Below are 24,353 nucleotides of genomic sequence, written 5' to 3'. Positions count from 1 at the left end.
TATTTATCTAAAACAATTACAATTCTACTGGAACATATTCTAAATTGAAGACATCTGCAACGGCCTTATTAGTTACCTTACCTTCAACAATATTCAATCCCTTGCATAAAGCAGCATCATCCTTGCATGCTTTCTTCCACCCTTTATCAGCTAAAGCCAAGGCATACTTCAGTGTTGCATTAGTCAAGGCATATGTTGATGTGTTTGGCACCGCTCCGGGGATATTAGCTACAGCATAATGTACAATTCCATCAACGACATACACAGGATCGCTATGCGTTGTTGGATGTGATGTTTCAAAACATCCTCCCTGATCAATAGCAACGTCAACCAAAACAGTTCCAGGCTCCATTATCTTTAACATGTCTTTTGTAATCAAATGAGGGGCTTTATCACCGGGAATAAGCACAGCACCAATAACGATGTCAGCATCCTTAATCTCATTAACGACATTATGATGCGAAGAATATATAGCATTAACATTTGCAGGCATCGTAATTGACAATTCTCGCAGTAAACTTAAAGAAATGTCTGTTATAACCACATCTGCACCCATTCCTGCAGCAACACGTGCTGCAGCCTGACCAACAATTCCACCACCAAGGACTACTACTTTAGCCGGACGCACACCAGGCACTCCGCAAATGAGTTTACCCTTACCGCCTTTGGTCTTCTGTAGATAATATGCGCCGTTAATTGTCGCCATTCGACCGGCAACTTCACTCATTGGTGTCAACAACGGAAGTGAATTATCATCTAATTGTACGGTCTCGTATGCAAGACATACGCTTTCACTTTCAATCATTGCCTCTGTTAATTTCTTATCACATGCAAAATGGAAATAAGTGAAAACCAGTTGCCCTTTTCGTATAAGTTTATATTCCGATTCTATTGGCTCTTTAACTTTAACTATCATATCAGCAGTCTGATAAACATCTTCAATAGTCGGCAATATGGTTGCTCCTACATTTTCATACATTTCGTCTGAAAATCCACTATTTACACCCGCAGTATGTTGAACATATACAGAATGGCCATGTTTTACTAACTCTGATACACCAGCCGGAGTCATACCGACCCTACTCTCGTTGTTCTTAATTTCTTTTGGAATTCCGACTTTCATAATAAATAGGTTTTAAAGTTAAAAAATTAATTCAATGGCAAATATAAGAAAAAGAATGATATACACTTAGAAAAAACAAAATATTTATACATGATTTTTACATAAAATAAATTATAATTTCTTTTATTTTAATTTGCAAAATAAAATTACATTACATTTTTGCAACTTTATTTAAGCGTAGAAAGAACACTTTAATGTTATTATTTATTATTTTTTAACCACAGAACGGTACAACGTATTGATATTTTTTGTAATTTTGCAGCGTTTTCAGAAACAATCAAGCTATTGGCTTGAAAATCAGATACTTACAAAATATAAGGCAAATAGATGAGACAATTAAAGATTCAGAAAAGTATTACCAACCGTTCAAGTGAAGCCTTGGATAAATATCTTGTAGAAATAGGTAGAGCTCCTTTAATTTCAATTGACGAGGAAATAGAGTTAGCTCAGAAAATAAAAAAAGGCGGACCTGAAGGCGAACGGGCTAAAAACAAACTTGTAACAGCAAACCTGAGATTCGTTGTATCTGTGGCTAAACAGTATCAACATCAGGGACTCACATTAACCGACCTTATAGATGAAGGTAATATTGGTCTGATTAAAGCAGCTCAAAAGTTTGACGAGACTCGCGGATTTAAATTTATCTCTTATGCAGTATGGTGGATTCGTCAAAGCATTTTGCAGGCTATTGCTGAACAAAGCCGTATTGTCCGCCTGCCATTAAATCAAGTTGGCTCTCTAAATAAGATCAATCATGAAATAAACAAGTTCGAACAGGAAAACCAGCGTCATCCATCTGTTTCAGAACTATCAGAAGTAACAAAACTTGATGAAGCAAAATTGGCCAATCTTTAGCAGCTGACGGTCATCATGTTAGTATTGATGCTCCATTTCAGGATGGTGAAGACAACTGCATGCTTGACGTAATGCCTAGCGGAGATGACAGCCGAACAGACAGACACGTTGATCATGAATCAATGGCACTAGAGCTTAATACAGTATTAAGCAAAGTTCTGAAAGAGCGTGAAATAACCATTATACGCGAATGCTTTGGTATCGGATGCCATGAGAAAGGTCTTGAAGAAATCGGTGACCAATTAGGTTTAACACGAGAGCGCGTACGTCAGATTAGAGAAAAAAGTATCGCGAAATTGCGTGAAAGTGGAAATGCAAAAATATTAATAAAATATTTAGGATAAGCATATTTTTCACACTAATAATATTTTAATGCTAAAATAGGAGATTAATATATTTACTCACTATTTTGGCATTATTGTTTACAACTACCCCCTATCATTTTTACATAACTATAGTCAAAACAAAAGTCAATGGTTTCCATTATAAAACTCAGTGTATTTCAAGATAAAACTCACTGAATTCTGCCCCATAAACCTATGGTTTTTAATCTAAGTCACAATATAGTCAAATGTCAATACTTTAGACGAGCAAATTACAGTACGACATCATGCCGGAATAAGAAAATTAATAACTTCTTGTTCAACAGTAATTTTATATGAGCCGACCGGTGTTTTCATTAACCGACCGTCAATACTCACCATTGCCTTAACCGCTTCATTAACGATAATTTCTCTAGTTCTATAAGGATGTACGCTATGATGATTGAGAAATTTACCTGTAAATAACAAATAAAATCCTTCAAAAAGCTGTGTCATCTCCGGATGGTAAACAACAGAAACATCAAGGAGACCATTATATGGAACAGCATTGGGAGTTTGACCATAACCAGACGCATTCCCAATACACACTGTCATAATTTTCCTTTTAATAATATCCGAATTAATTTTTAACGACATTTTATAATCCAAACGTTGAAAAATCATCAAAATTAATGAAAACAGAAAAGACAGTGTTCTGGAGCCAAAAAGTCTGTGTGTGCGCTGCCTCAAGTTCATTATTGCCGAAATGAGTCCAATATTAACGCAATTCAAGAAGTATCTATGACAAATATCTCCTTCTGAGTTTGTATAATGAATACAGCCCAAATCAATTTTCCTAACACGACGCTGTTTTATCCATCCGATTATCTGATTAACGTCGTTTTCTTTCAATTGCCAGTAATGAGCAAAATCATTCATCAGTCCATTAGGTATCAAACCCAAACATATCTTTTCACGTATAGAAGAATCTACAGACATAAGACAATTTACTGCGTCATTTAATGCAGAATCACCGCCAACAATTACAATGGTTTTATATCCATTGTTTATAAACATATTAATAAGTCTTGTAACACTGCTTTGATCCTCACTTTGGACAAAATCAAACTTTATATCATTATCCTTCAAGCAGTTCTCAATTTTTGCCCATCTCTTTTTAGATGCCGTTATACCATGTTTCGGACAATATAATATTCCCCAACGATTATCTTCACCTGACATATTATAATCTTATTTTATAGTAAATAATTAGACTATTAATTATAAATAGCTTTTTACATATTTAATTTTTTGTTCCATCGGAAGTGAAAAATCGATCCAATGTATTTTAAATCCTCTTCTTTCCATGCCTCTGAACCATGTCATTTGACGCTTAGCAAACTGATGTATCGCAATCTCCAATGAACGGAACATATCATCATAAGTTATTTCATTTATCAAATATTTGGTGACATATTTGTACTCAAGTCCATAATAAATCAAGTCTTCAGGCAAAATACCTCTGTCGAGCAACATCTTAACCTCATCTACCATGCCATTATTAAGGCGCTGCAATAGCCGCTCTGTTATTCGCTTGCGCCGTAAATCTCTATCTATTTCAATTCCAAAAATCAACGAGTCAATTGGAGGAATATTACGTTCTTCAAGATTGTGGCAATTTTTATAATATGTTTCAATTTCGATTGCCCGTATCGCCCGCTTCTTATTATCAATATCGGTAGAATTATGCATATTAGACTTATTGTCTCTTTTTAGCTGTATAAGTAATTTTGTCAACTCATCCAAATCCTTCTTCTCTAATTCCAAACGGAGTTCCTTATTCTCCGGCACAGGCAACAACTTATATCCATTCAACACAGCCTCAATATACAATCCTGTTCCACCACATAATATCGGTGTGACTCCTCGCCCTATAATATCATTGTATGCATTATAGAAATCCTTCTGATATTCAAATAAATTATATTTTGTACCAGGTTCAGCAATATCAATTAAATGATACTTTATAAGCTTATCACCAATTTTATAATCGTCAAGATCCTTACCCGTACCTATATCCATATTACGGTAAACTTGTCTACTGTCTGCACTAATTATTTCAGCATTAATTTCTGCAGCTAAAGCAGCCGCAAACGATGTCTTTCCTGATGCAGTCGGACCTAAAATGGTTATCATATTTTTATGCAATATAAAGTTTAATGATACTGTAGTCTGTACAAAATTAATAAAAAAAACCATACCGACAATGTCGAATGGTTTTTTTATCAAATTATAATCAAGTATCAATTATCCGTTGTGCTTCTTCATAATCTTGATGAGATCTACAACCTTGTGTGAGTAACCAATCTCATTATCATACCAAGAAACAACTTTTACAAATTTATCTGTAAGATAAACACCTGCATCAGCATCGAAGATTGATGTCAAAGGACAACCCAGGAAGTCAGAAGAAACAACCTTATCTTCTGTATATCCTAAGATACCTTTCAGTTCACCTTCAGAAGCCTCTTTCATTGCTTTGCAGATATCCTCTTTTGTTGCTGAGTTCTTCAGATTAACAGTCAAGTCAACAACTGAAACATCCAAAGTAGGAACACGCATAGAGATACCAGTAAGTTTTCCGTTAAGCTCAGGGATAACCTTACCTACAGCCTTAGCAGCACCAGTAGAAGAAGGTATGATGTTTCCTGCAGCAGCACGGCCACCACGCCAATCCTTCAAAGAAGGACCGTCAACTGTACGCTGTGTAGCTGTTGTAGAGTGAACAGTTGTCATAAGACCGTTCTCAATACCGAACTTGTCATTCAGTACCTTTGCTATAGGAGCGAGACAGTTTGTTGTACAAGATGCATTTGAAACAATCTGCTGGCCAGCATATTTATCTGTATTAACACCACAAACGAACATATCAGCCTGACGTCCGTCCTCACCCTTCTTTGAAGGAGCAGAAAGAACAACATATTTAGCACCAGCCTGAAGGTGTTTCTCTGCACGGTCCATTGTCAGATAGAAACCAGTTGACTCAACAACATATTCTGCACCGATTTCATCCCACTTAAGATCAGCAGCGTCTTTTTCAGCTGTAACACGGATGTGGTTTCCGTTTACTATCAATTCATTTTTTGCAGTGTCAACTTCAATTGTACCGTCAAACTGGCCGTGCATTGTATCATACTTCAGCATATATGCCATGTAATCAACAGGCAGAAGGTCATTGATACCTACTACAACTACATCGTTCTTGTTTGCCTCTTCAAGAGTTGAACGGAATACGAAACGACCAATACGGCCAAATCCGTTAATACCAATTTTAATCATCTTTTTTATTTTAAAGGGTTAAAATAATTTCCTTAAATAATTATACCTAATGTTTGTTAAAAGCGCTGTCTAATCAACGTTAATTACTCCCAAGTGTCCGCATTAAATACGGCCTTTCTTTTTTCGCCCGCAAAGTTACATTATTTTTTTATAATAAAGTTATTTCATATTATTAAATTATATAAAATATTGGGTACGATTGGCCGAAAGTACAAAATCGACTAATTATTAGTGTCATTTTGACATGTCGAGTTTCTAAATTAAGGCTACTGTCAGACCTGCCATCACAATACTAACCATCGACATCAGCTTAATTAATATATTTAAAGAGGGACCTGAAGTATCCTTAAAAGGATCACCAACCGTATCACCTACAACTGCCGCCTTATGACAAGAAGAACCTTTACCGCCAAAGTTACCTTCTTCAATCATTTTCTTAGCATTATCCCATGCCCCTCCAGCATTTGACATAAAAATAGCAAGAGTAAATCCAGTGGACATTCCACCTATTAAAAGTCCCAGAACGCCGGAAACACCTAGAACTATACCTACTAACACAGGAATAGCTATAGCCAATAAAGAAGGCAATATCATTTCACGCAAAGCTGACTTTGTAGAAATTTGTATGCATCGGCCATAATCCGGAGTTGCTATACCTTCCAAGATACCCTTTATCTCTCTGAATTGTCTTCTAACCTCTTCTACCATTGAACCTGCTGCACGTCCAACAGCTCCCATCGTGATACCACTGAATATAAATGCAGACATAGCACCAATAAAGATTCCTATTAAAACCTTTGGGTTCATGAGGTTAACCTGGAAGAAACTTATCATATCTAACAGCTGAGCATTTTTAGGTTCAAAAACATTTCCTAAATTATCAATAAAGACAACACCTTCGTTAGCCGCTCTTACCATATTTATTTTTATTTCCTCAATATATGACGCCAATAAAGCGAGAGCAGTCAATGCTGCACTTCCTATAGCAAATCCCTTTCCTGTTGCGGCTGTAGTATTTCCTAAAGCATCAAGTGAATCGGTCCTTTTTCTTACATCTTCTCCCAATCCACACATCTCGGCATTACCACCTGCATTATCTGCTATAGGGCCATAAGCATCCGTCGCTAATGTTATACCTAAAGTTGAAAGCATGCCGACAGCAGCAACACCTATACCATATAGTCCTTTAGAAATACTTTCTGAATTCATAGACATGTCAAAGCCGTTCGCACACAAATAACTTAACATTACAGCAACAGAAATTGTAATTACAGGAATCATGGTAGAAATCATTCCTGTGCTTATACCTTTAATAATTACTGTTGCTGATCCCGTTTCGGAAGACTTAGCCACATCCTTTGTCGGACCATAACTTTGACTTGTATAGAACTCGGTTGCTGCTCCTATTATAACACCTGCGAGAAGTCCACTAATTACAGAAAACGAAAGTCCGATCCAATTTTCAACTTTTAACAAATACAAGATTAAAAATGATGCAACTGCAATAAGAACAGCCGAAACGTTTGTACCTAAATTTAACGAATGCAGCAAATCCTTCATTGTAGCATTGTCCTTTGTCTTAACCACAAAAATGCCGATTAAAGATAAAAATATTCCAACACCCGCTATTAGCATTGGAGCTATAACTGCTTTAAGCTGCATTTCATAATTAACCCCAAAAGCCATGGCACCCAATGCAGCAGCACTTAAGATACTGCCACAATAACTCTCATATAGATCAGCACCCATTCCTGCAACGTCACCGACATTATCGCCTACATTATCTGCAATTGTTGCCGGATTTCTCGGATCATCCTCCGGTATGTTTTCTTCAACCTTACCGACAAGGTCTGCACCAACATCTGCAGCTTTAGTATAAACACCTCCACCAACACGGGCAAACAAGGCTTGAGTAGACGCACCCATACCAAATGTAAGCATTGTTGTCGTAATTGTAACAAGAGCATTGGCTTCACCATCATAAAATGCATTTAATATGACAAACCACAATGCTATATCCATAAGGCCTAAACCAACAACGACCAAACCCATCACAGCTCCACTCCGAAATGCAATTTTTAATCCTTTATTAAGGCTATGCCTAGCTGCATTTGCAGTACGTGCCGATGCATATGTAGCTGTCTTCATGCCAAAGAAGCCACATAATCCAGAAAACAAACCGCCTGTAATAAATGCAAACGGTACCCATGGATTTTGCACGTGTAGTACATAAGACATAAATGCAAATATCAGGCTGATAACAACAAATATAATTATTACAACTTTATACTGCTGTCTTAAATATGCCATTGCACCAGTTCTTACATACCCTGCAACTTCTCTCATTCTTTCTGTGCCCTCATCTTCTCTCATCATTGACTTATAAAAATAAAAAGCCATTATTAACGCACAAACAGATGCGAAAGGCACAATCCAAAATACTGACGGTATATTCATGGTATTACATTTTTTAAAATCTGAATGATAACTGTGTATCAATCATACTATAATTATGTTTTTCTAAAGAACGGTCATTAACCAATATGTATTCTGCTGAAATCTTCAAATTCTTTACGAATTCATAATCTGCACCAATTTCATAATATGTCTTGCTATTATTCCATTCTGCACTTGGCCGATACATATCATAACGAGCTTTTACATGAAACTTATTTTTTATTATTGGCGCTATAGCTAATGCATAAAATCCATCAGCCTTATTACCTTTTTCATAATCTACTTCAGTTTCACTTAAATTTGTTTTATCATTATAAACAGTTTTAAAGCCATATCCTGTAGAGTGTATGTATTCAGAACGGAAAGTCCAGTCATTTGTAACATACTCACCACTAATGGCATAGCGACGTTTAGATAAACTTTTTATTCCATTATTGTCTTTACGTGCATATGAACCAGTCCACCCGAATGCTCCCAAACGCATACCAGATATTGGCATAACCCACAATCCCCCAATAATATCCTTCTGGTTATCTACATCCTTCGTATTTATACCCTGGCCATTAAACACACCGATCTGATAATGTAACAGTGCCCTCCCTTCTTTTATTTTTAGTAAATCACCTTGTAATTGTATTCCAATATCACGACCATTCGATGAATGTTCACCTGTTCTATCATTAAATCCCGAAAGATTAGTCACATTTTGAGCATAGCTCATAAATCCCTGGTCAATGGGATTCATAGGATTCTCAAACGTAAACGGACGTTTAAACTGTCCTACTTTTATCTTGATAAAATCATATTTCTGCCATTCAATAAAGACATCAACGATTCGCGGACTTTCACCAAGAGTTGTTGTATTTCCATTAACTTGTCCCTGGAGTTTATATGCAAAGTCATTTAATATACGTCCGTCCAAAGACAATCTAACCATTCGTAAACTAAAAGTATTGCTTTCTGAATTATATTTACCAGAATATTGATATTGCCCAATTGCATAACCGCTTAACTTAGGCATACTAAACACTTCTTTCTTTTGCGCACACACATTGCAAATAATCGCACAAAATACAAAAAATGATATTATTCTTTTCAATTTTCTATAAATTTAAACCTATAAAAGCTAATAATTCACACACAACATATAAAATGAAGGTATAACCTTATCATCAAAATTTAATTTACACGTCTGTTTAATAACACGACGTTTTCAACATGAGGCGTATGCGGGAACATATCTACAGGCTGTACAGCAACGACCTCATACAAATTATCCAAAAGAGATAAATCACGTGCCTGTGTTGCAGGGTTACAACTTACATACACTATTCTCTTTGGAGCTGTTTTAATTATAGTTTGAACCACATCAGGATGCATTCCTGCTCTAGGAGGATCTGTAATTATTATATCAGGAGTACCATTTTCAGATATAAACGATTCTGTTAATATATCTTTCATATCACCTGCAAAGAATAAGGTATTAGATATGTTATTTATTTCAGAATTAATTTTAGCATCCTCAATAGCCTCCGGAACATATTCAATACCTATAACACGTTTAGCATATCTAGAAACGAAATTAGCAATCGTTCCTGTTCCTGTATATAAGTCATAAACAAGTTCGTTACCTGTAAGATTTGCAAAATCACGTACTACAGAATAAAGATGATAGGCCTGCTTCGTGTTTGTCTGATAAAAACTTTTAGCTCCGACTTTAAATGTCAAGCCGTCCATAGTTTCATATATATAATCATTACCTTTAAACACTTCAATATTTAAATCATTAAAGGTATCGTTACCTTTTTGATTATTAACATATAACAACGACGTTATCTCAGGGAAACTGTCTGCAATATGCTGAAGTAAGTTTTTGGCAATAACCTCATCTTCATCCTTTTCATAATGAAATTGTATTAAAACCATCCACTCACCTGTATCAGAGTTTCTGACCATAATATCACGCAACAACCCGCATTGTTTCCTGATATCATAGAATACGATATCATGTTCATAGGCATAGTCTCTGATTGCATTTCTGATTTTATTTTGCAGATCATCCATTAACCAACATTTTTCTATCGGCAAAATTTTATCAAACGCACCTGTTATATGGAATCCAACAGCATTCATCTGTGTAAAATCCGAACCTGAAGCTATTTCATCTTGAGTTAGCCATCGTCTATTCGAACAGCCGAATTCCAATTTATTACGATAGCCTTGGGTTTTAACAGAGCCTAATATCTGATTGAATTCCGGTAGATTAACTTTACCAATACGAGTCAACTGATCATAGACCTGCTTTTGTTTCATTCTAAGCTGCTCATCATATGGTATGTTCTGCCATTTACATCCTCCACAAATTCCAAAATGTTGACAGAATGGCTTAACCCTCCTTTCGCTATATTTTATAAATCTTATTATCTCTGCTTCACAATAGCTATGTTTCTTTCTCCGCACCTGCAAATCAACAACGTCACCAGGAACAGCAAATGGGACAAACACGACAAGTTCATTTACTCTTGCCAAAGCTTTCCCCTCTGCTGCATAATCAGTTATTGTTATATTTTCTAAAACCGGTAGTGATTTTTTCTTTCTGCTCATTTTAATATTAATTAATGTAATGCAACACCTCACATACATATTAATAAAGCGGCCCGAACCAGCCCATATTTATACGCATGCATATAATTATTATGCAAAGTTAACTGATATTTTTAAAATACAACAACGTATAATCTAAAAATTAAGAAAATAACAATTTACCTTATTAATAAAGAAGTCAATAAGACATACACAAATGTGTGTATGATTAAAACTTTACATGAATAGCACTAAATGTCATAACAATTTAGGCGAGTACAATCCTGCTAAGCGCCATCATCAGAACACTACTTAATTATAACAAATATAATCAAAATACACCCGAACGGAATATATCCTAACGCCCAAAATACTTTATGTCAGAATAAAAAAGCAAATACCCTTAAATGATAATCTGAAATCATCTAAAGATATTTGCCTTTATACTAAAAATAGCTAAACTTGCTTATCTATAAATTATCCGCAATAGAAAGAAGACTCAACTAACTTCTGCATCAGTTTGCTATCCTTTTCTGCAGACTCACGCAAGTTAGAGTCATCCTGTTTGTTTAAAGCTCTAATGATACCATCTATCATTCTTGCAGAGAAGACACCTTTGTCCTCATATAATCCACGCTGCTTCTCAAGCCATTTTGCAGAAGCTACACATGAATCAGGAAGCTGCTCAAATTTTGACAGACCTTTTTTAGCTTCATCAATTCCGACATACTTATCTGTAGCAATCTGTAAGGCCTCTTCTTTTTCCATCTCCAAGCCATATCTACATGCTACGCACAAACCTGCCATAAGCTGATATATATCTGCAGAAGCGTCAGGTGAGCGCATCTCAACAGTCTGTTTGAGAGTTGTATCATTATTAGCTTCTGCTTCAAGAGTGTTAACCTGAACAGACATGTCACGGCCAGAAGTCCATCCAAGGGGAACGCGCACAAGTACAGATCTGTTGCAATCACCCCAACAAACATTTGTTGGCGCTTCCTGATGAGGAACCAATCTGAAGTATGACACAGATGTCTTATTGCCAAATGCTGTAATAGATGGAGCTAAAATCATCATACCGGCAATAGCTCTTCTAGCCTCTTCTGAAAGCTTGTGGTCTTTAATCATGCAGTTCTTTCCGTCTTTCATCATACGCATATGTATGTGTAAACCTGAGCCGGCCTTTCCTACAGTTATTTTAGGAGCGAAAGTAACATCAAGCCCATTCATTTGTGCAAGATTTCTGATTACCCATTTTGCCAACACCAACTGATCAGCTGCTGTTTCTACAGGGTTTGGCAAGAACTCTATTTCATTCTGCTCATAAACTTTTCCATCCTGAGTAAAGTTTCCAACCTCAGAATGTCCATACTTGATTTGTCCGCCAGTCTGAGCAATGTATGCCATACACTGCTTACGGAACTCATTAAACTTTGCAAAAGGACCTGATTCGTGATATCCTCTCTGATCTACAGCAGGGAACATTCCATTGTCATCTGCTATAACATAATATTCCAATTCGCCCATCGCCTCAAAAGTCATGCCTGTAGACTCTTCAAACGCTGCTGCTGCTCTATGCAATGTACGTTCAGGAGAACATTCAAATGGTTCACCATTCTTGTCAAAGAATGAGCATAACATGCACAAAGTAGGAATCTCTGAGAACGGACTTACAAATGCAGTGCGGAAACGTGGTATTACATACAAATCACTACTTTCTGCCTCTATAAATGAAGGGAACAAGCTAGAACCGTCAACTCGCTCGCCGTCTGTTAATATAGTTTCAAGATAAGCATAATCATTAATCATAAAGTTTAGAGTTTTTATGCGTCCGTCTTCAGCCGGATACATAAAATCTATCATACGTATACCCTTTTCACGTATAAATGCAATTATGTCTGCTTTAGTAAAGCATTTTGAAGGTTTACGCAGGAACTCAACTAGTGGGTTCGCATTCATTTCAATTGTCTTATCCATACAATAAAGTGTTTAATATAAGTAATTTAGATTTAAAATATAATCACATTAAATTTATAAAGGGCATTACACCTATTTTGTTTCCGCTATCCTTATATAATAAGGTATATTTAGAATTACAATTATAAAGTGCAGAATCGAGCGGAAGCCCCATACAACAGGGCGCACCCATATCATCTCCATACCCATTTACATTCTTTTACAAAGGTAGAAATTTTAATTAGTAAAACAAATTTTCCAATTCTATTTTAGCATACATTCAAATATAATCACATTGCTAAGGCATAATTGACATTTATCAGCCGGCCACCTAAGTTTCACATTGAAACTTTTATTTGCATCATGCTTACTTTTTGGATTTACGAACAGCTAAAAAAAACAGTAACAGACCTTAATATAACAAATTACATCCACAAAACGCACAGGAATTCAGACTCAATAACACACTGGAAATCAACACATTACAAAAAACACAAGAATCAAACAGTACAAATCCATATTAAACACATTGCCAAACATATGCTTTTACATATAAATTTATATTGATTTAGAGTCCGAAACCCAATGAATTACATGTTAAAAAGCGATTAATTATCAAACACAAGCCACAAGTTTCGCACAAAAATATTCATAAACCGCCAACGTAACCATGACATTAAGTAAAGCAAAGTCTATTTCATCCCATTATTCTTACACACAGCAACTAACACATTGGACCATTTTTTAGTAAATACATTACAAATTGTCAATTAACCATATAACACACGCAAATTACATTATTTAACATTTAGATAATTAAACTTGTAAAATGGCCTGTTTACAAAAAAAACGAGTATGCAAACAATAATTTCCAAATGACATAATAAACGCATATCTACAAAACAAATTATATTGATTGTACCTAAAAACAGAGAAAAAAATTTGTTAGTTAATAAAATTTAAGTATATTTGCACATAACAAAAATCTTGGATAAAAAATATACATGAAAACCATAAATTAATATGACAGAAAAAAGAGTTTACACCTTCGGTAACGGAAAAGCTGAAGGAAAAGCAGATATGCGTAATCTGCTAGGCGGAAAGGGTGCCAACTTGGCCGAAATGAACCTTATCGGAGTGCCAGTTCCTCCTGGCTTCACTATTACAACAGATGTTTGTAACGAATATTTTGAAAAAGGCAAAGAAAGTGTAGTTGCACTTTTAAGCGACGACGTAAAAGCATCTGTACATCATATAGAAACTTTGATGAACAGCAAATTTGGCGACGTAGAGAATCCTCTGCTCGTCAGCGTACGTTCCGGAGCACGTGCTTCAATGCCTGGTATGATGGATACAATCTTGAACCTCGGTCTAAACGACAAGGTTGTTGAAGGTTTGGCAAAGAAAACCGGAAATGAACGATTCGCATACGACAGTTACAGACGTTTTGTACAAATGTACGGTGATGTGGTTTTAGGAATGAAACCTGTAAACAAAGAAGACATCGATCCGTTTGAAGCTATAATTCAGAAGGTAAAGGCTGTACGAAATATAACTCTTGACAATGAAATGACTGTTGACGAACTCAAGCAACTTGTCAAATTATTCAAAGAGGCTATAAAGAAACAAACAGGCAAGGAATTCCCTGACGACCCAATGGAACAGCTTTGGGGAGCTATATGTGCCGTATTCGACAGCTGGATGAATGAACGTGCCATCCTTTATCGTAAGATGGAAGGAATACCTGCAGAATGGGGTACTGCTGTAACTGTTATGGCCATGGTATTCGGAAACATGGGACAGACATCAGCAACAGGCGTATGCTTTAGCCGTGACGCAGCCACCGGAGAAAACTGTTTCAATGGTGAATACCTTGTTAATGCACAGGGTGAAGACGTTGTTGCCGGAATACGCACACCTCAACAGATAACAAAGGCACGCTCTATCGAATGGGCTAAGCAGCAAGGCATTTCTGAAGAGGAGCGAATATCTAAATACCCGTCAATGGAAGAAGCTATGCCTGAAATATATGCACAGCTCAATGCGCTTCAGGAAAAGCTTGAACACCACTATCATGACATGCAGGACATGGAGTTTACCGTTCAAGAAGGAAAGCTTTGGTTCCTGCAGACACGTAACGGAAAACGTACAGGTACAGCAATGGTTAAAATTGCGATGGACCTGCTGCGTGAAGGAGAAATAGATGAAAAGACAGCCTTAAAACGTTGCGAGCCTAATAAGCTAGACGAGCTGCTCCACCCTATTTTTGACAAGAACGCATTAAAGACCGCAAAGGTACTCACAAGAGGTCTTCCTGCTTCACCTGGTGCAGCTTGCGGACAAATTGTTTTCTTTGCCGATGATGCGGCAAAATGGCATGATGACGGCAAGCGCGTAATAATGGTCCGTATAGAAACTAGTCCTGAAGATTTGGCCGGTATGGCAGCAGCAGAAGGTATTGTTACAGCAAGAGGCGGTATGACTTCTCACGCTGCAGTTGTTGCAAGAGGCATGGGTAAATGCTGTGTGTCTGGTGCAGGAGCTTTGAATATTGACTATAAAGCACGTACAGTTGAAATAGACGGCGTAATGCTTAAAGAAGGCGATTATCTCTCTATAAACGGATCTACAGGTGAAATCTATCTTGGTGAGGTAAAAACCAAGCCGGCAGAGGTTACAGGTGATTTTGCTTCACTTATGGATTTGTGCAACAAATACACAAAACTCGTCGTACGAACAAATGCTGACACTCCGCACGATGCAGCTGTAGCCCGTAATTTTGGTGCAGTCGGAATCGGGCTCTGCCGCACAGAACACATGTTCTTCGAAAATGAGAAGATAAAGGCAATGCGCGAAATGATTCTGTCGGATACAGTTGAAGGTCGCGAAAAAGCACTTGCAAAACTTTTACCATATCAGAAACAAGATTTCTATGGTATATTGAAAGCAATGGACGGATATCCTGTCAACATCCGCTTACTTGATCCTCCTTTGCACGAGTTCGTACCCCACGATCTTGAAGGTCAGCAAATCATGGCCAAAGAAATGGGAATAACCGTTCAGGAGATTCAGCAGAGAGTAAACTGCCTAAGTGAGCACAATCCTATGCTTGGTCACCGCGGATGCCGCCTTGGCAACACATATCCCGAGATTACGGCAATGCAGACAAGAGCCATATTGGGTGCTGCAGTTCAGTTAAAGAAAGAAGGATTTGATCCTAAACCAGAAATCATGGTGCCTCTCATCGGTATCGTCAATGAGTTTGATATGCAGGAGAAGGTCATTCGTGAAACGGCAAAAGAGATTTTCGAAGAGGAAGGTATAGAAATAGCATTCCGTGTTGGAACTATGATTGAGATACCGCGAGCAGCTTTAACAGCTGATCACATTGCTGCGAAAGCAGAATACTTTAGCTTTGGAACTAACGACTTGACACAGATGACATTTGGATACAGCCGCGACGATATCGCTAGCTTCCTGCCTGTATATCTTGACAAGAAGATACTTAACGTTGACCCATTCCAGGTTCTCGACCAGAATGGTGTTGGACAGCTTGTTAAGATGGCAGTAGAAAAAGGCCGCGCAACTCGTCCTGAACTTGTATGTGGAATTTGTGGAGAACATGGAGGTGAACCTTCATCAGTTAAGTTCTGCCATAAAGTTGGCCTAAATTACGTCAGCTGCTCTCCATTCCGCGTGCCTATCGCACGTCTTGCGGCCGCGCAAGCTGCTGTTGAGGAATAAAGACTAAAAACAGTTAACAATAAAGATAGGCGGCAAGTAATATACTTGCCGCCTATCTTTATTGTACATTCGTATTCAAAATAATATGAGCATGGGCATTATTCACATGAATAAAGGAACTTATCATGTCATTCTGCTCTTCATTACCACAATTTCACCCACATAAGGATAAATACGTATATCATTTAAAATATAAATTACATAAATATCCCCAAGTAGCCTTCTGTCTATTATTGCAAAATATGGTTATCAATAAAACTTTGGAACTGATTTTTATAACTTTCTGAAACAGGAATAATCGTACTGCCAATAATGATGCGCCCACGATCAATCATCTCCACTTTTGTCATATTGACAATAAAAGACCGATGAACTCTCATAAAAGGCGGATGCGGAAGAAAATCCTCCAACTTCTTCATGTTCATAAGAGACAATACTGGTTTCTTGTTATCAACAAGATACACTTTAATATAGTCTTTTAGGCCTTCGATATAAAGGATATCATCAAATCTAACCTTTACTAGTTTATACTCACTTTTAATATACAAAAACTTGTCTTGAGACATTGTCTCCTGACGGTTCATTGTCTTAAACCATTCAACAGCCTTATTGACAGCCATAACAAACTGCTCATAACTTATCGGTTTTAAAAGATAGTCTATAGCATTAACCTTGTAGCCATCAATAGCATAACGGTCAAAAGCCGTTGTAAAAATAATACGAGTTTCCTTCGGTATAATATTAGCAAACTCAAGCCCACTAAGTTCAGGCATCTGAATGTCTAGGAACAACAAATCAACAGGATTATTTCTTAACACTTTCATTGCAGAAACAGCACTATCATAAGTTCCTGTAAGTTTTAATTCAGGAGTCTTCTCTGCATAACTGGCAAGCAATCTCGCTGCTAATGGTTCATCATCTATTATCGCACAATTTAATATCATAAATAATAATTTTAGAGTAATATACTTTATTTAAATCATCTACACCTTTTATCCATTCATATTTATCTTTATATGCAAGGTCCAAACGTTTCGCAACTTGCTTAAGACCTATGCCATGACCACTTTTATCTGAATTATTTTTAGGGAAATTGCTGTTTTTTATTTCAAACTCAATTTTTTCACCATCAGAAAACAGATTGATTGAAATAAAGCTAGTCATAGTAGGACTAATACCATGTTTAAAAGCATTCTCTACTAATGAGATTAATATTACCGGCGCAATGAATATATCATTAGAAGGCGGTATGGATATATTTAATTTTATATTAACGTTTTCACCTGTTCTAATACGCATTAAATCAACATAATGTGTAATAAAATCAGCCTCTTCTTTCAAGGTTATAGCATTTTTCTGTGTACCATAAAGCATCTGACGCAATAAAGCGCTCAAAGAAAGAACGGCCTTCTGTGCCTTTGTCTGATCAAAAGAGATAAGTGCATATATATTATTTAATGTATTAAGCAGAAAATGTGGATTAATTTGGTTACGCAAATTTTTTAATTCGGCCTCTGTTTTTTGTATTTCCATTTCGCGTCTTGCGGCTTCGGCTTTTTGCCATTTCATCGCAAGACACAATAAGGTTCCCACTGCTGCAGAAAAAGCAAATGAACAACCATTGCGAATGGTCAATGATAAGAATACAGACATTTTTGTAAAGCGTTCATGTTGTGGTGGCGTCCAACCAGCCTCCATCTCACGTATATGTATATAATCCATCATAAATTGCATACATATCGCCAATATTGTAATAACAAAAGCGTTAATTACAATATAAACATTTTTTCGACGACTTGAAATTATGCAACGTGGAGCAAGCCAAAAATAATTAAGATAAAATATGACGCACATAAACGCAGGAAAACACAAGCGGATAAGATACATCACGGCATCATACTGTATGCGCTGTGGAACAAAGATAACCGAAGGCAAGGCAACGATAATCCAACAAAACAGATGAAAAATAATTAAGAATGCGTTCTTTTTGCTCATAGTTTCCAATCAATTCTAATTTCTTAATCAATTCATATTAGCCTACTCATACCTAATAGCTTCTATCGGATCAAGTTGAGCAGCCTTCTTGGCCGGATACCATCCAAAGAAAACTCCAGTTGCCGTACAGACAAAAAAGCTAAGGAATACACTCCAAGGCTGTATAAGCACTGGCCATTTGGCAAATATATTTACTCCAAAAGTAGCACCGATACCAATGAGTACCCCAATTAATCCACCAGTAACACTTAAAAGAATTGACTCTATGAGGAACTGGCTCAGGATGTCTACCCCTCTTGCTCCGACACTCATACGCAAACCGATTTCACGAGTACGTTCAGTAACACTGACATACATGATGTTCATTATTCCAATACCTCCTACGACAAGAGATATGCCTGCAATACATGCCAACAAGATTGTCATTAGGTCTGTCGTTGAGTTCATCATGGTAGCCAACTCTTCTTGAGAACGTATATTAAAATCATCCTCATCGCCTTCAAAATCATCTGTGGCATCCTTTAGTTTATGCTGAGAACGTAAAATCGATGTAATTTCTTCTGTAGCTTTATCTGTCAAGTCCTCAGTAAGAGCAGAACATGAAATACTCTGTACGTAGGTTATAGCAAGTATACGTTTCATAACAGCCGAATAAGGCGCAAGCACCAAATCGTCCTGATCCATACCCATAGAATTGTATCCTTTACTTTTCAGGACACCTACAATACGAAAAGGAATCGTGTTAAAACGTATAACCTTCCCTACGGGATCAGATTCATCAGGAAAAAGATTATCAACAACAGTTTTTCCAACAACACAAACTTTTGCACTAGACTTTATATCTTCATCTGAAAACATCTCTCCGTCTTCAACGTCCAATTTTCGTATTGTCAAATAATCCTGGTTCACTCCATATATCGTTGATGGTGTATTGTTATTACCATTGATAAACTGGCCAGAACTATTTACTACAGGACTTATTGCACTAATATATTTGCATTGATCTTTTAGTGCTTCATAATCTGTCAATTTAAGCGTTTCCATTGAAGAAGCTTCTTGTCGCACACCTCCACGCATATCCTGCCCAGGCATAATCATTATCATATTTGACCCCATTTCGGATATTTGTTTTTGTATACTTTGCTTGCTGCCCTGTCCTATTGCCAACATGGTAATAACCGATGCCACACCAATTATTATACCAAGCATCGTAAGAAAAGAGCGCAGCTTGTTTGCTGCTATCGCACGTAATGCTATCTTAAATAAATTGGTTATACTCATTTGTTCTTTAATCTCTTTTTAAACCTCAGCTTTTAAATTTCCCAAAGGTACGATAAATCTACATTATATGAAAGTCCAAGCCCATATAAATACGAATTAATCTCACCATATAAATAAATCAATCATCTCGAGAAGGCGGCAGCTCTGCAAGAGCCTTAGCAGCAGAAAGAATATTATTATTAACTTCATCACTTCTTACAATACCATCACGAAGGACTATATTCCGACTCGAATAATTCGCAATATCAGGATTATGCGTTACAAAAATAATAGTTCTTCCTGCTGCATGCAATTTTTGGAATAGGACCAATATCTCGAAAGACGTGCGCGTGTCAAGATTTCCTGTAGCCTCATCTGCAAGTAAAACAGCAGGATTGTTGACCAATGCACGCGCAATGGCGACACGTTGCATCTGACCTCCAGACATCTGATTTGACTTATGATAAAGACGATTGCCCAATCCTACAGCTTTCAGAGCTTCTATTGAACGCTCACGACGTTCTTTTGCACTAATACCAGGATTGTACATTAAAGGAAGCTCAACATTCTCTATACTGGTTGTCTTTGGCAAAAGATTATAATTTTGAAATACAAAGCCTATCTTGCGATTCCTCAATACAGCCCTTTCCGGCTTTTTCATTTTACGTACAGATATGCCGTCAAGATAATACTCACCACGACTAGGAGTATCGAGACATCCTAATTGATTAAGAAGAGTTGATTTACCAGAACCAGACTTACCCATTATGGTAACGAATTCTCCTTCATATATTTTAAAAGATACACCTCGCAGGGCATGTACAGTCTCATCACCAACATGAAAATCACGAAACACATTCTGAAGTTCAATGACTACCTTACGATTATCTGAATTAATATCTGACATTTCCTTATTAATTATTTTTTCTTGTTTTGACCAGGCCCTTTTGGAGCAAACGGACTAGACTCCTGCATTGAAGCCTCAGATGGCGGAACAGCATTGCCCCCATTGCCCATACCGACTTTTATCTCTGTTATTATTTTTGCACCTTTTTTGATACCACCAAGCAACTCTGTATTAATTCCATCACTGATTCCAACAGTTACAGGATGAGCCTCAAAAACATTATTACTAAATGTCCAAACTTTTTTACTGCCTTTACAATCTTTTATTACAGCATCTCCTATCAGTTCCTTTGTAGGAGTAAACCTTAATGCCTTATTCGGGACACTCAACACATTAGATTTCTCAAGTGTATAAATTGTAACATTGGCAGTAAGACCTGGTTTTAACTTTAAATCCTTATTAGGAGCACTAATTACCACCTCATAAGTAACGACATTATTAGTTGTCGTGGCCTCCTGCCTAACCTGAGTAACGGTACCTGAAAAAGTGTCATCCGGATAAGCATCAACTGTAAAAGAAACGCGTTCTCCTTCTTTAACATCACCAATATCAGCTTCATCAACATCTGCAATCACTCTCATGTCCGTAAGATCTCTTGCAATAGTGAACAATGTAGGAGTTTCAAAGCTAGCCGCAACAGTCTGCCCTTCTTCAACCTCTTTTGACAGTACGACTCCATCAATTGGTGATGTGATAGTAGCATATCCAAGATTAGTCTGAGCTTTCTGAACGCTCTCTTTTTGCTGTCTGACTGCATCTTGTGCCTGACGGTATGACAATAATGCATTCTCATAATCATCAGCGCTAATTAGACCTTTTTTATATAGCGCATTATAGCGTTTATAATTAGCCTGCTGGTAACGCAAGTTACTAGTTGCATCGCTCAAATTAGCCTTTGCAATATTTAACTCGCTGATAAGATTTGTCTTATCCAGTTCAGCTATAACCTGTCCTTTTTTTACAACAGTATTATAATCGACATAGATTTTATCAACTATACCAGAGACCTGTGTACCAACGTCAACAGAGGTCACAGGCTCTATCGTACCTGTCGCTGTAACACTATTAGAAATATTGCTCACACCAACTACAGCAGTGTCATATGAAATCTCATGCTTTCCTTTGCCGCAGAAAAACAAGCTGCAACAAACAACGATAATGACAACGACTGCCAAACTAATGATAATCTTTTTCTTCATTTTACCGGGTTATATTAAATTCATTTCTTCACCTTTATAGAAATTAAGTAGTTGCAAATAAAGAATGGTCATATATTTGCTCTCTAAACGACTCTGCTGAGCATTAAGTAATACTGTTTTTGCATTAGTAAGCTCAACAATATTTTTAAGACCTAAACGAAATTGTTCACTTAAAAGCCCATAACTTTCTTTTGCACTACTAACACTAACTTGTGCCGACCTAAAACGCTGTTGATTTGTCATCGCATTTATCCAAAATCCTTGAATTGTTAAAGCAAGATTACTTTGAGCATCTGCAACTTCAAGCTCTGATTGCTGAAGCCCCATCTTTGCCTTATTAATTGCTGTTTTAGTTGAACGATTGTCAAATATTGGTATACTTAAGGTGACGCCTAGCGAACCATTAAAATTGCTTTTCATTTGATTTGCCCAATTTTGCCCGATACCTGTTAGCGTGTTTGTCCCCACTCCTCCAGAAAGACTTATTGTGGGACTATAACCAGCTTTAGCAATCTCAATATCCAAATTACTGGCCTCAACACCTAATTTTGCATTTTGCATTTCCGGGCGAAGCGAAAGAGCATTATCTAAGACTTCTTTTGCAGAAGGTATAACTCCAAGAGCCTGTTCATCTGTTGAACTAGGCAATGCTATGTCAAAAACATAATCATAGTTTAACCTAAGAAGGTTTTTCATCTGAAGCTTATAATCTTCTAATTCACCTTTAATATTTACAAGATTATACTCATCTGTAGCGACCTGCGCATCAAGTTGAGCCAAATCAGCTTTTGACAACGAGCCGACATCATACATTTCCTTTCCCCTTGCCGCATTCTGTTTACTTATCTCAAGTATTTGAGCGTTTACATCAACAGCTTCGCTGACATATAAAATCTGAACATAAAGCTGGACGATCTGCTCCTGAATACTATTAACATTTTCTTCTAAGCTTAAATTGGCCTGCTGGCTTGTTATCTTCTGCAATTTTATATTGTTATGATTTTTATTTCCATTCCATACAGTCCAAGTTGCATTTAATCCATAATCGCCAGCATAGCTACCTTTATCCGTTTGAGATTTATCACCACTTAAAAAAGGTTGATAACCGGCCTGATGAGTAGTTGAAAACGACAATGACGGAAAAAGACTTGCGCTTGCCTCTTTAACATCTTCTTTTGTAGATGCAACAGAAAGGATACCGGTTTGTATCTTTATGTTGTTCTTAATCGCATAATCAATGCATTCCTTTAAAGTCCACTGTTTTACCTCGCCAGCGAACGCTATCGCAGGTGTCAAAAACAATGCACCGATCATAAAAAATTTTGTTATCTTCATATCCTTGCATTAAATAATCTGTATGCAAAAATAAGAAGAAAAAAATACATAAAAAACAAAATGGATATATGTAACTACTTAGTAGAGACAATTATCCATTTTGTCGATTTTCGCCAAAAGTCTTAACAAAAGTTATTTAATTATGATAAAGAACTTAACCTGGCTATATACTTCCCAAGAATATCAAACTCGATATTGACCTTACTTCCTAATTTAATATCACAAAAATTTGTATGTTCAAATGTATAAGGAATTATCGCGACCTGAAATGTGTCCGCGGTCGGGTTACATACAGTAAGAGAAACACCATTTACCGTTACACTACCTTTATCTACTGTAAAATATCCACGACGAGCCATCTCTTTGTCAAACGGATATTTAAACGTAAAATAAGTACTGCCGTTGGCGTCTTCAATATTAATACATTCAGCCGTCATATCAACATGGCCTTGCACAATATGCCCGTCAAGACGTCCATTCATTATCATTGAACGTTCAACATTAACTTTATCACCAACAGATAACAAGCCAAGATTTGAACGCTCCAATGTCTCCTTCATGGCTGTAACAGTATACTCATCATTATCAAGGTTCACAACAGTAAGACACACGCCATTATGTGAAACACTTTGGTCTATTTTCAATTCATTTGCAAAAGAACATCTGAATGTATAATTTACATTATCTTTATCTTTTTCAATTGCAGACACTATAGCCATATCTTCTATAATTCCAGAAAACATAATAATGATAACTTTTAAATTAAACAATATGGGCAGGATACAATCCTGCCCTTTATACTGAAAAAGACCGTACCAGTGATGTGATGAAACTCCGAGCAATATAAGGATTTGAGAGCTCTCCGCCTTTGTAATCCACCGGCTTTACAGCTATACCATAAGATATTGTGGCCCGCCATTAGCAAAAGAAGTCTTCTCGGTTTTCAGTTTTAATTTGATGAGTATCCCGATCGAACTAATACGGTCTGTATTTACATCTTTTGATGATGCAAAATTACATATTTATTCTCAATGCTGCAAATATTTCAATACGATTTTTATGAATTAGCATATAATACTTTTTCATTAGCAAAAAACTTTTAGTATTCCACAATACATAGCATTAACATTTATTTTAGACTGAATAGAATACGTCCTTAGTCACAAGCATTTCATTATAAATCATTTATCTTGCTTGAACTACTCCCTTACATGCATTAATCACTCACCTTATGTACAGCCAAATAAAATGACCCGACAAAATAAAATTCAATATCACAAAACATTAAAAAATAAAAT

At 36.7% G+C, this 24,353-nt stretch carries 16 protein-coding genes and 1 pseudogene; 2 read left to right on the top strand and 15 right to left on the bottom strand.

The features are described 5' to 3' along the window. Window positions 1–16 precede the first annotated feature (16 nt). On the bottom strand, window positions 17–1,123 hold the full coding sequence (gene ald / locus ACU52_RS08910; RefSeq protein ID WP_021855485.1) for an alanine dehydrogenase: 1,107 nt from the start codon (window positions 1,121–1,123) through the stop codon (window positions 17–19). Between the two features lie 327 nt (window positions 1,124–1,450). Between ald and ACU52_RS08905 the strand changes: the two are divergent. Continuing rightward, window positions 1,451–2,322 (top strand): annotated as a pseudogene (locus tag ACU52_RS08905) (sigma-70 family RNA polymerase sigma factor). A 264-nt stretch (window positions 2,323–2,586) separates the two neighbouring features. Here ACU52_RS08905 and ACU52_RS08900 read toward each other — a convergent pair. The 7 genes from ACU52_RS08900 to ACU52_RS08870 all read right to left on the bottom strand — a co-directional run bounded on the left by ACU52_RS08900 (window position 2,587) and on the right by ACU52_RS08870 (window position 12,636). Then, entirely contained in the window at window positions 2,587–3,522 is a 936-nt protein-coding gene (locus ACU52_RS08900) for a diacylglycerol/lipid kinase family protein (protein ID WP_053398547.1), read from the bottom strand. A gap of 39 nt (window positions 3,523–3,561) precedes the next feature. Next, entirely contained in the window at window positions 3,562–4,476 is a 915-nt protein-coding gene (miaA, locus tag ACU52_RS08895) for a tRNA (adenosine(37)-N6)-dimethylallyltransferase MiaA (protein WP_082335230.1), read from the bottom strand. Window positions 4,477–4,587: 111 nt separating this feature from the next. Continuing rightward, entirely contained in the window at window positions 4,588–5,619 is a 1,032-nt protein-coding gene (gene gap, locus ACU52_RS08890; protein ID WP_021855489.1) for a type I glyceraldehyde-3-phosphate dehydrogenase, read from the bottom strand. 255 nt (window positions 5,620–5,874) lie between these two features. Further along, a complete protein-coding gene (locus tag ACU52_RS08885) occupies window positions 5,875–8,076 on the bottom strand; it encodes a sodium-translocating pyrophosphatase (protein ID WP_053398546.1) in 2,202 nt (733 codons plus the stop codon). A 13-nt stretch (window positions 8,077–8,089) separates the two neighbouring features. Beyond that, entirely contained in the window at window positions 8,090–9,175 is a 1,086-nt protein-coding gene (locus ACU52_RS08880) for a porin (RefSeq protein WP_053398545.1), read from the bottom strand. 80 nt (window positions 9,176–9,255) lie between these two features. After that, complete coding sequence (gene rlmD, locus ACU52_RS08875) at window positions 9,256–10,680, bottom strand: 23S rRNA (uracil(1939)-C(5))-methyltransferase RlmD (RefSeq protein WP_053398544.1); 1,425 nt, start codon at window positions 10,678–10,680, stop codon at window positions 9,256–9,258. Between the two features lie 456 nt (window positions 10,681–11,136). Beyond that, entirely contained in the window at window positions 11,137–12,636 is a 1,500-nt protein-coding gene (locus ACU52_RS08870) for a glutamine synthetase family protein (RefSeq protein ID WP_021855493.1), read from the bottom strand. A 1,002-nt stretch (window positions 12,637–13,638) separates the two neighbouring features. Here ACU52_RS08870 and ppdK point away from each other — a divergent pair. After that, entirely contained in the window at window positions 13,639–16,359 is a 2,721-nt protein-coding gene (ppdK, locus tag ACU52_RS08865) for a pyruvate, phosphate dikinase (RefSeq protein ID WP_053398543.1), read from the top strand. 230 nt (window positions 16,360–16,589) lie between these two features. Here ppdK and ACU52_RS08860 read toward each other — a convergent pair whose 3' ends face one another. The 7 genes from ACU52_RS08860 to ACU52_RS08830 form a co-directional block, all read right to left on the bottom strand. Then, complete coding sequence (locus ACU52_RS08860) at window positions 16,590–17,303, bottom strand: LytR/AlgR family response regulator transcription factor (protein WP_021854207.1); 714 nt, start codon at window positions 17,301–17,303, stop codon at window positions 16,590–16,592. Further along, window positions 17,275–18,354: a sensor histidine kinase gene (locus tag ACU52_RS08855; RefSeq protein WP_082335225.1), complete on the bottom strand. Its 1,080-nt coding sequence runs from the start codon at window positions 18,352–18,354 to the stop codon at window positions 17,275–17,277. Before ACU52_RS08855 ends, ACU52_RS08860 begins: the two co-directional genes overlap by 29 nt. 42 nt (window positions 18,355–18,396) lie before the next feature. After that, entirely contained in the window at window positions 18,397–19,635 is a 1,239-nt protein-coding gene (locus tag ACU52_RS08850; protein WP_053398541.1) for an ABC transporter permease, read from the bottom strand. A gap of 118 nt (window positions 19,636–19,753) precedes the next feature. After that, the gene (locus tag ACU52_RS08845; protein WP_021854204.1) at window positions 19,754–20,521 is read right to left on the bottom strand and encodes an ABC transporter ATP-binding protein; all 768 of its coding nucleotides are present in this window, start codon (window positions 20,519–20,521) and stop codon (window positions 19,754–19,756) included. 11 nt (window positions 20,522–20,532) lie between these two features. Further along, window positions 20,533–21,720, bottom strand: coding sequence for an efflux RND transporter periplasmic adaptor subunit (locus tag ACU52_RS08840; protein WP_021854203.1), 1,188 nt, complete (start codon window positions 21,718–21,720; stop codon window positions 20,533–20,535). Window positions 21,721–21,729: 9 nt separating this feature from the next. After that, window positions 21,730–23,055 carry a TolC family protein gene (locus ACU52_RS08835; protein WP_053398540.1) on the bottom strand — a complete coding sequence of 442 codons (1,326 nt, stop codon included), beginning with the start codon at window positions 23,053–23,055 and terminating at the stop codon, window positions 21,730–21,732. A 140-nt stretch (window positions 23,056–23,195) separates the two neighbouring features. Then, on the bottom strand, window positions 23,196–23,798 hold the full coding sequence (locus ACU52_RS08830; protein ID WP_053398588.1) for a riboflavin synthase: 603 nt from the start codon (window positions 23,796–23,798) through the stop codon (window positions 23,196–23,198). Window positions 23,799–24,353 lie beyond the last annotated feature (555 nt).

The organism is Xylanibacter rarus (assembly GCF_001275135.1).
GTDB classification, from domain to species: Bacteria; Bacteroidota; Bacteroidia; order Bacteroidales; family Bacteroidaceae; genus Prevotella; species Prevotella rara.
Note: the sequence above shows the minus strand (reverse complement) of the source record. Positions and strands in the feature narration are given on the sequence as shown.

Coding starts and splice junctions, on each gene's coding strand:
- ald (WP_021855485.1), bottom strand. CDS start 1,123: ATGAAAGTCGGAATTCCAAAAGAAATTAAGAACAACGAGAGTAGGGTC.
- ACU52_RS08900 (WP_053398547.1), bottom strand. CDS start 3,522: ATGTCAGGTGAAGATAATCGTTGGGGAATATTATATTGTCCGAAACAT.
- miaA (WP_082335230.1), bottom strand. CDS start 4,476: ATGATAACCATTTTAGGTCCGACTGCATCAGGAAAGACATCGTTTGCG.
- gap (WP_021855489.1), bottom strand. CDS start 5,619: ATGATTAAAATTGGTATTAACGGATTTGGCCGTATTGGTCGTTTCGTA.
- ACU52_RS08885 (WP_053398546.1), bottom strand. CDS start 8,076: ATGAATATACCGTCAGTATTTTGGATTGTGCCTTTCGCATCTGTTTGT.
- rlmD (WP_053398544.1), bottom strand. CDS start 10,680: ATGAGCAGAAAGAAAAAATCACTACCGGTTTTAGAAAATATAACAATA.
- ACU52_RS08870 (WP_021855493.1), bottom strand. CDS start 12,636: ATGGATAAGACAATTGAAATGAATGCGAACCCACTAGTTGAGTTCCTG.
- ppdK (WP_053398543.1), top strand. CDS start 13,639: ATGACAGAAAAAAGAGTTTACACCTTCGGTAACGGAAAAGCTGAAGGA.
- ACU52_RS08860 (WP_021854207.1), bottom strand. CDS start 17,303: ATGATATTAAATTGTGCGATAATAGATGATGAACCATTAGCAGCGAGA.
- ACU52_RS08855 (WP_082335225.1), bottom strand. CDS start 18,354: ATGAGCAAAAAGAACGCATTCTTAATTATTTTTCATCTGTTTTGTTGG.
- ACU52_RS08850 (WP_053398541.1), bottom strand. CDS start 19,635: ATGAGTATAACCAATTTATTTAAGATAGCATTACGTGCGATAGCAGCA.
- ACU52_RS08845 (WP_021854204.1), bottom strand. CDS start 20,521: ATGTCAGATATTAATTCAGATAATCGTAAGGTAGTCATTGAACTTCAG.
- ACU52_RS08840 (WP_021854203.1), bottom strand. CDS start 21,720: ATGAAGAAAAAGATTATCATTAGTTTGGCAGTCGTTGTCATTATCGTT.
- ACU52_RS08835 (WP_053398540.1), bottom strand. CDS start 23,055: ATGAAGATAACAAAATTTTTTATGATCGGTGCATTGTTTTTGACACCT.
- ACU52_RS08830 (WP_053398588.1), bottom strand. CDS start 23,798: ATGTTTTCTGGAATTATAGAAGATATGGCTATAGTGTCTGCAATTGAA.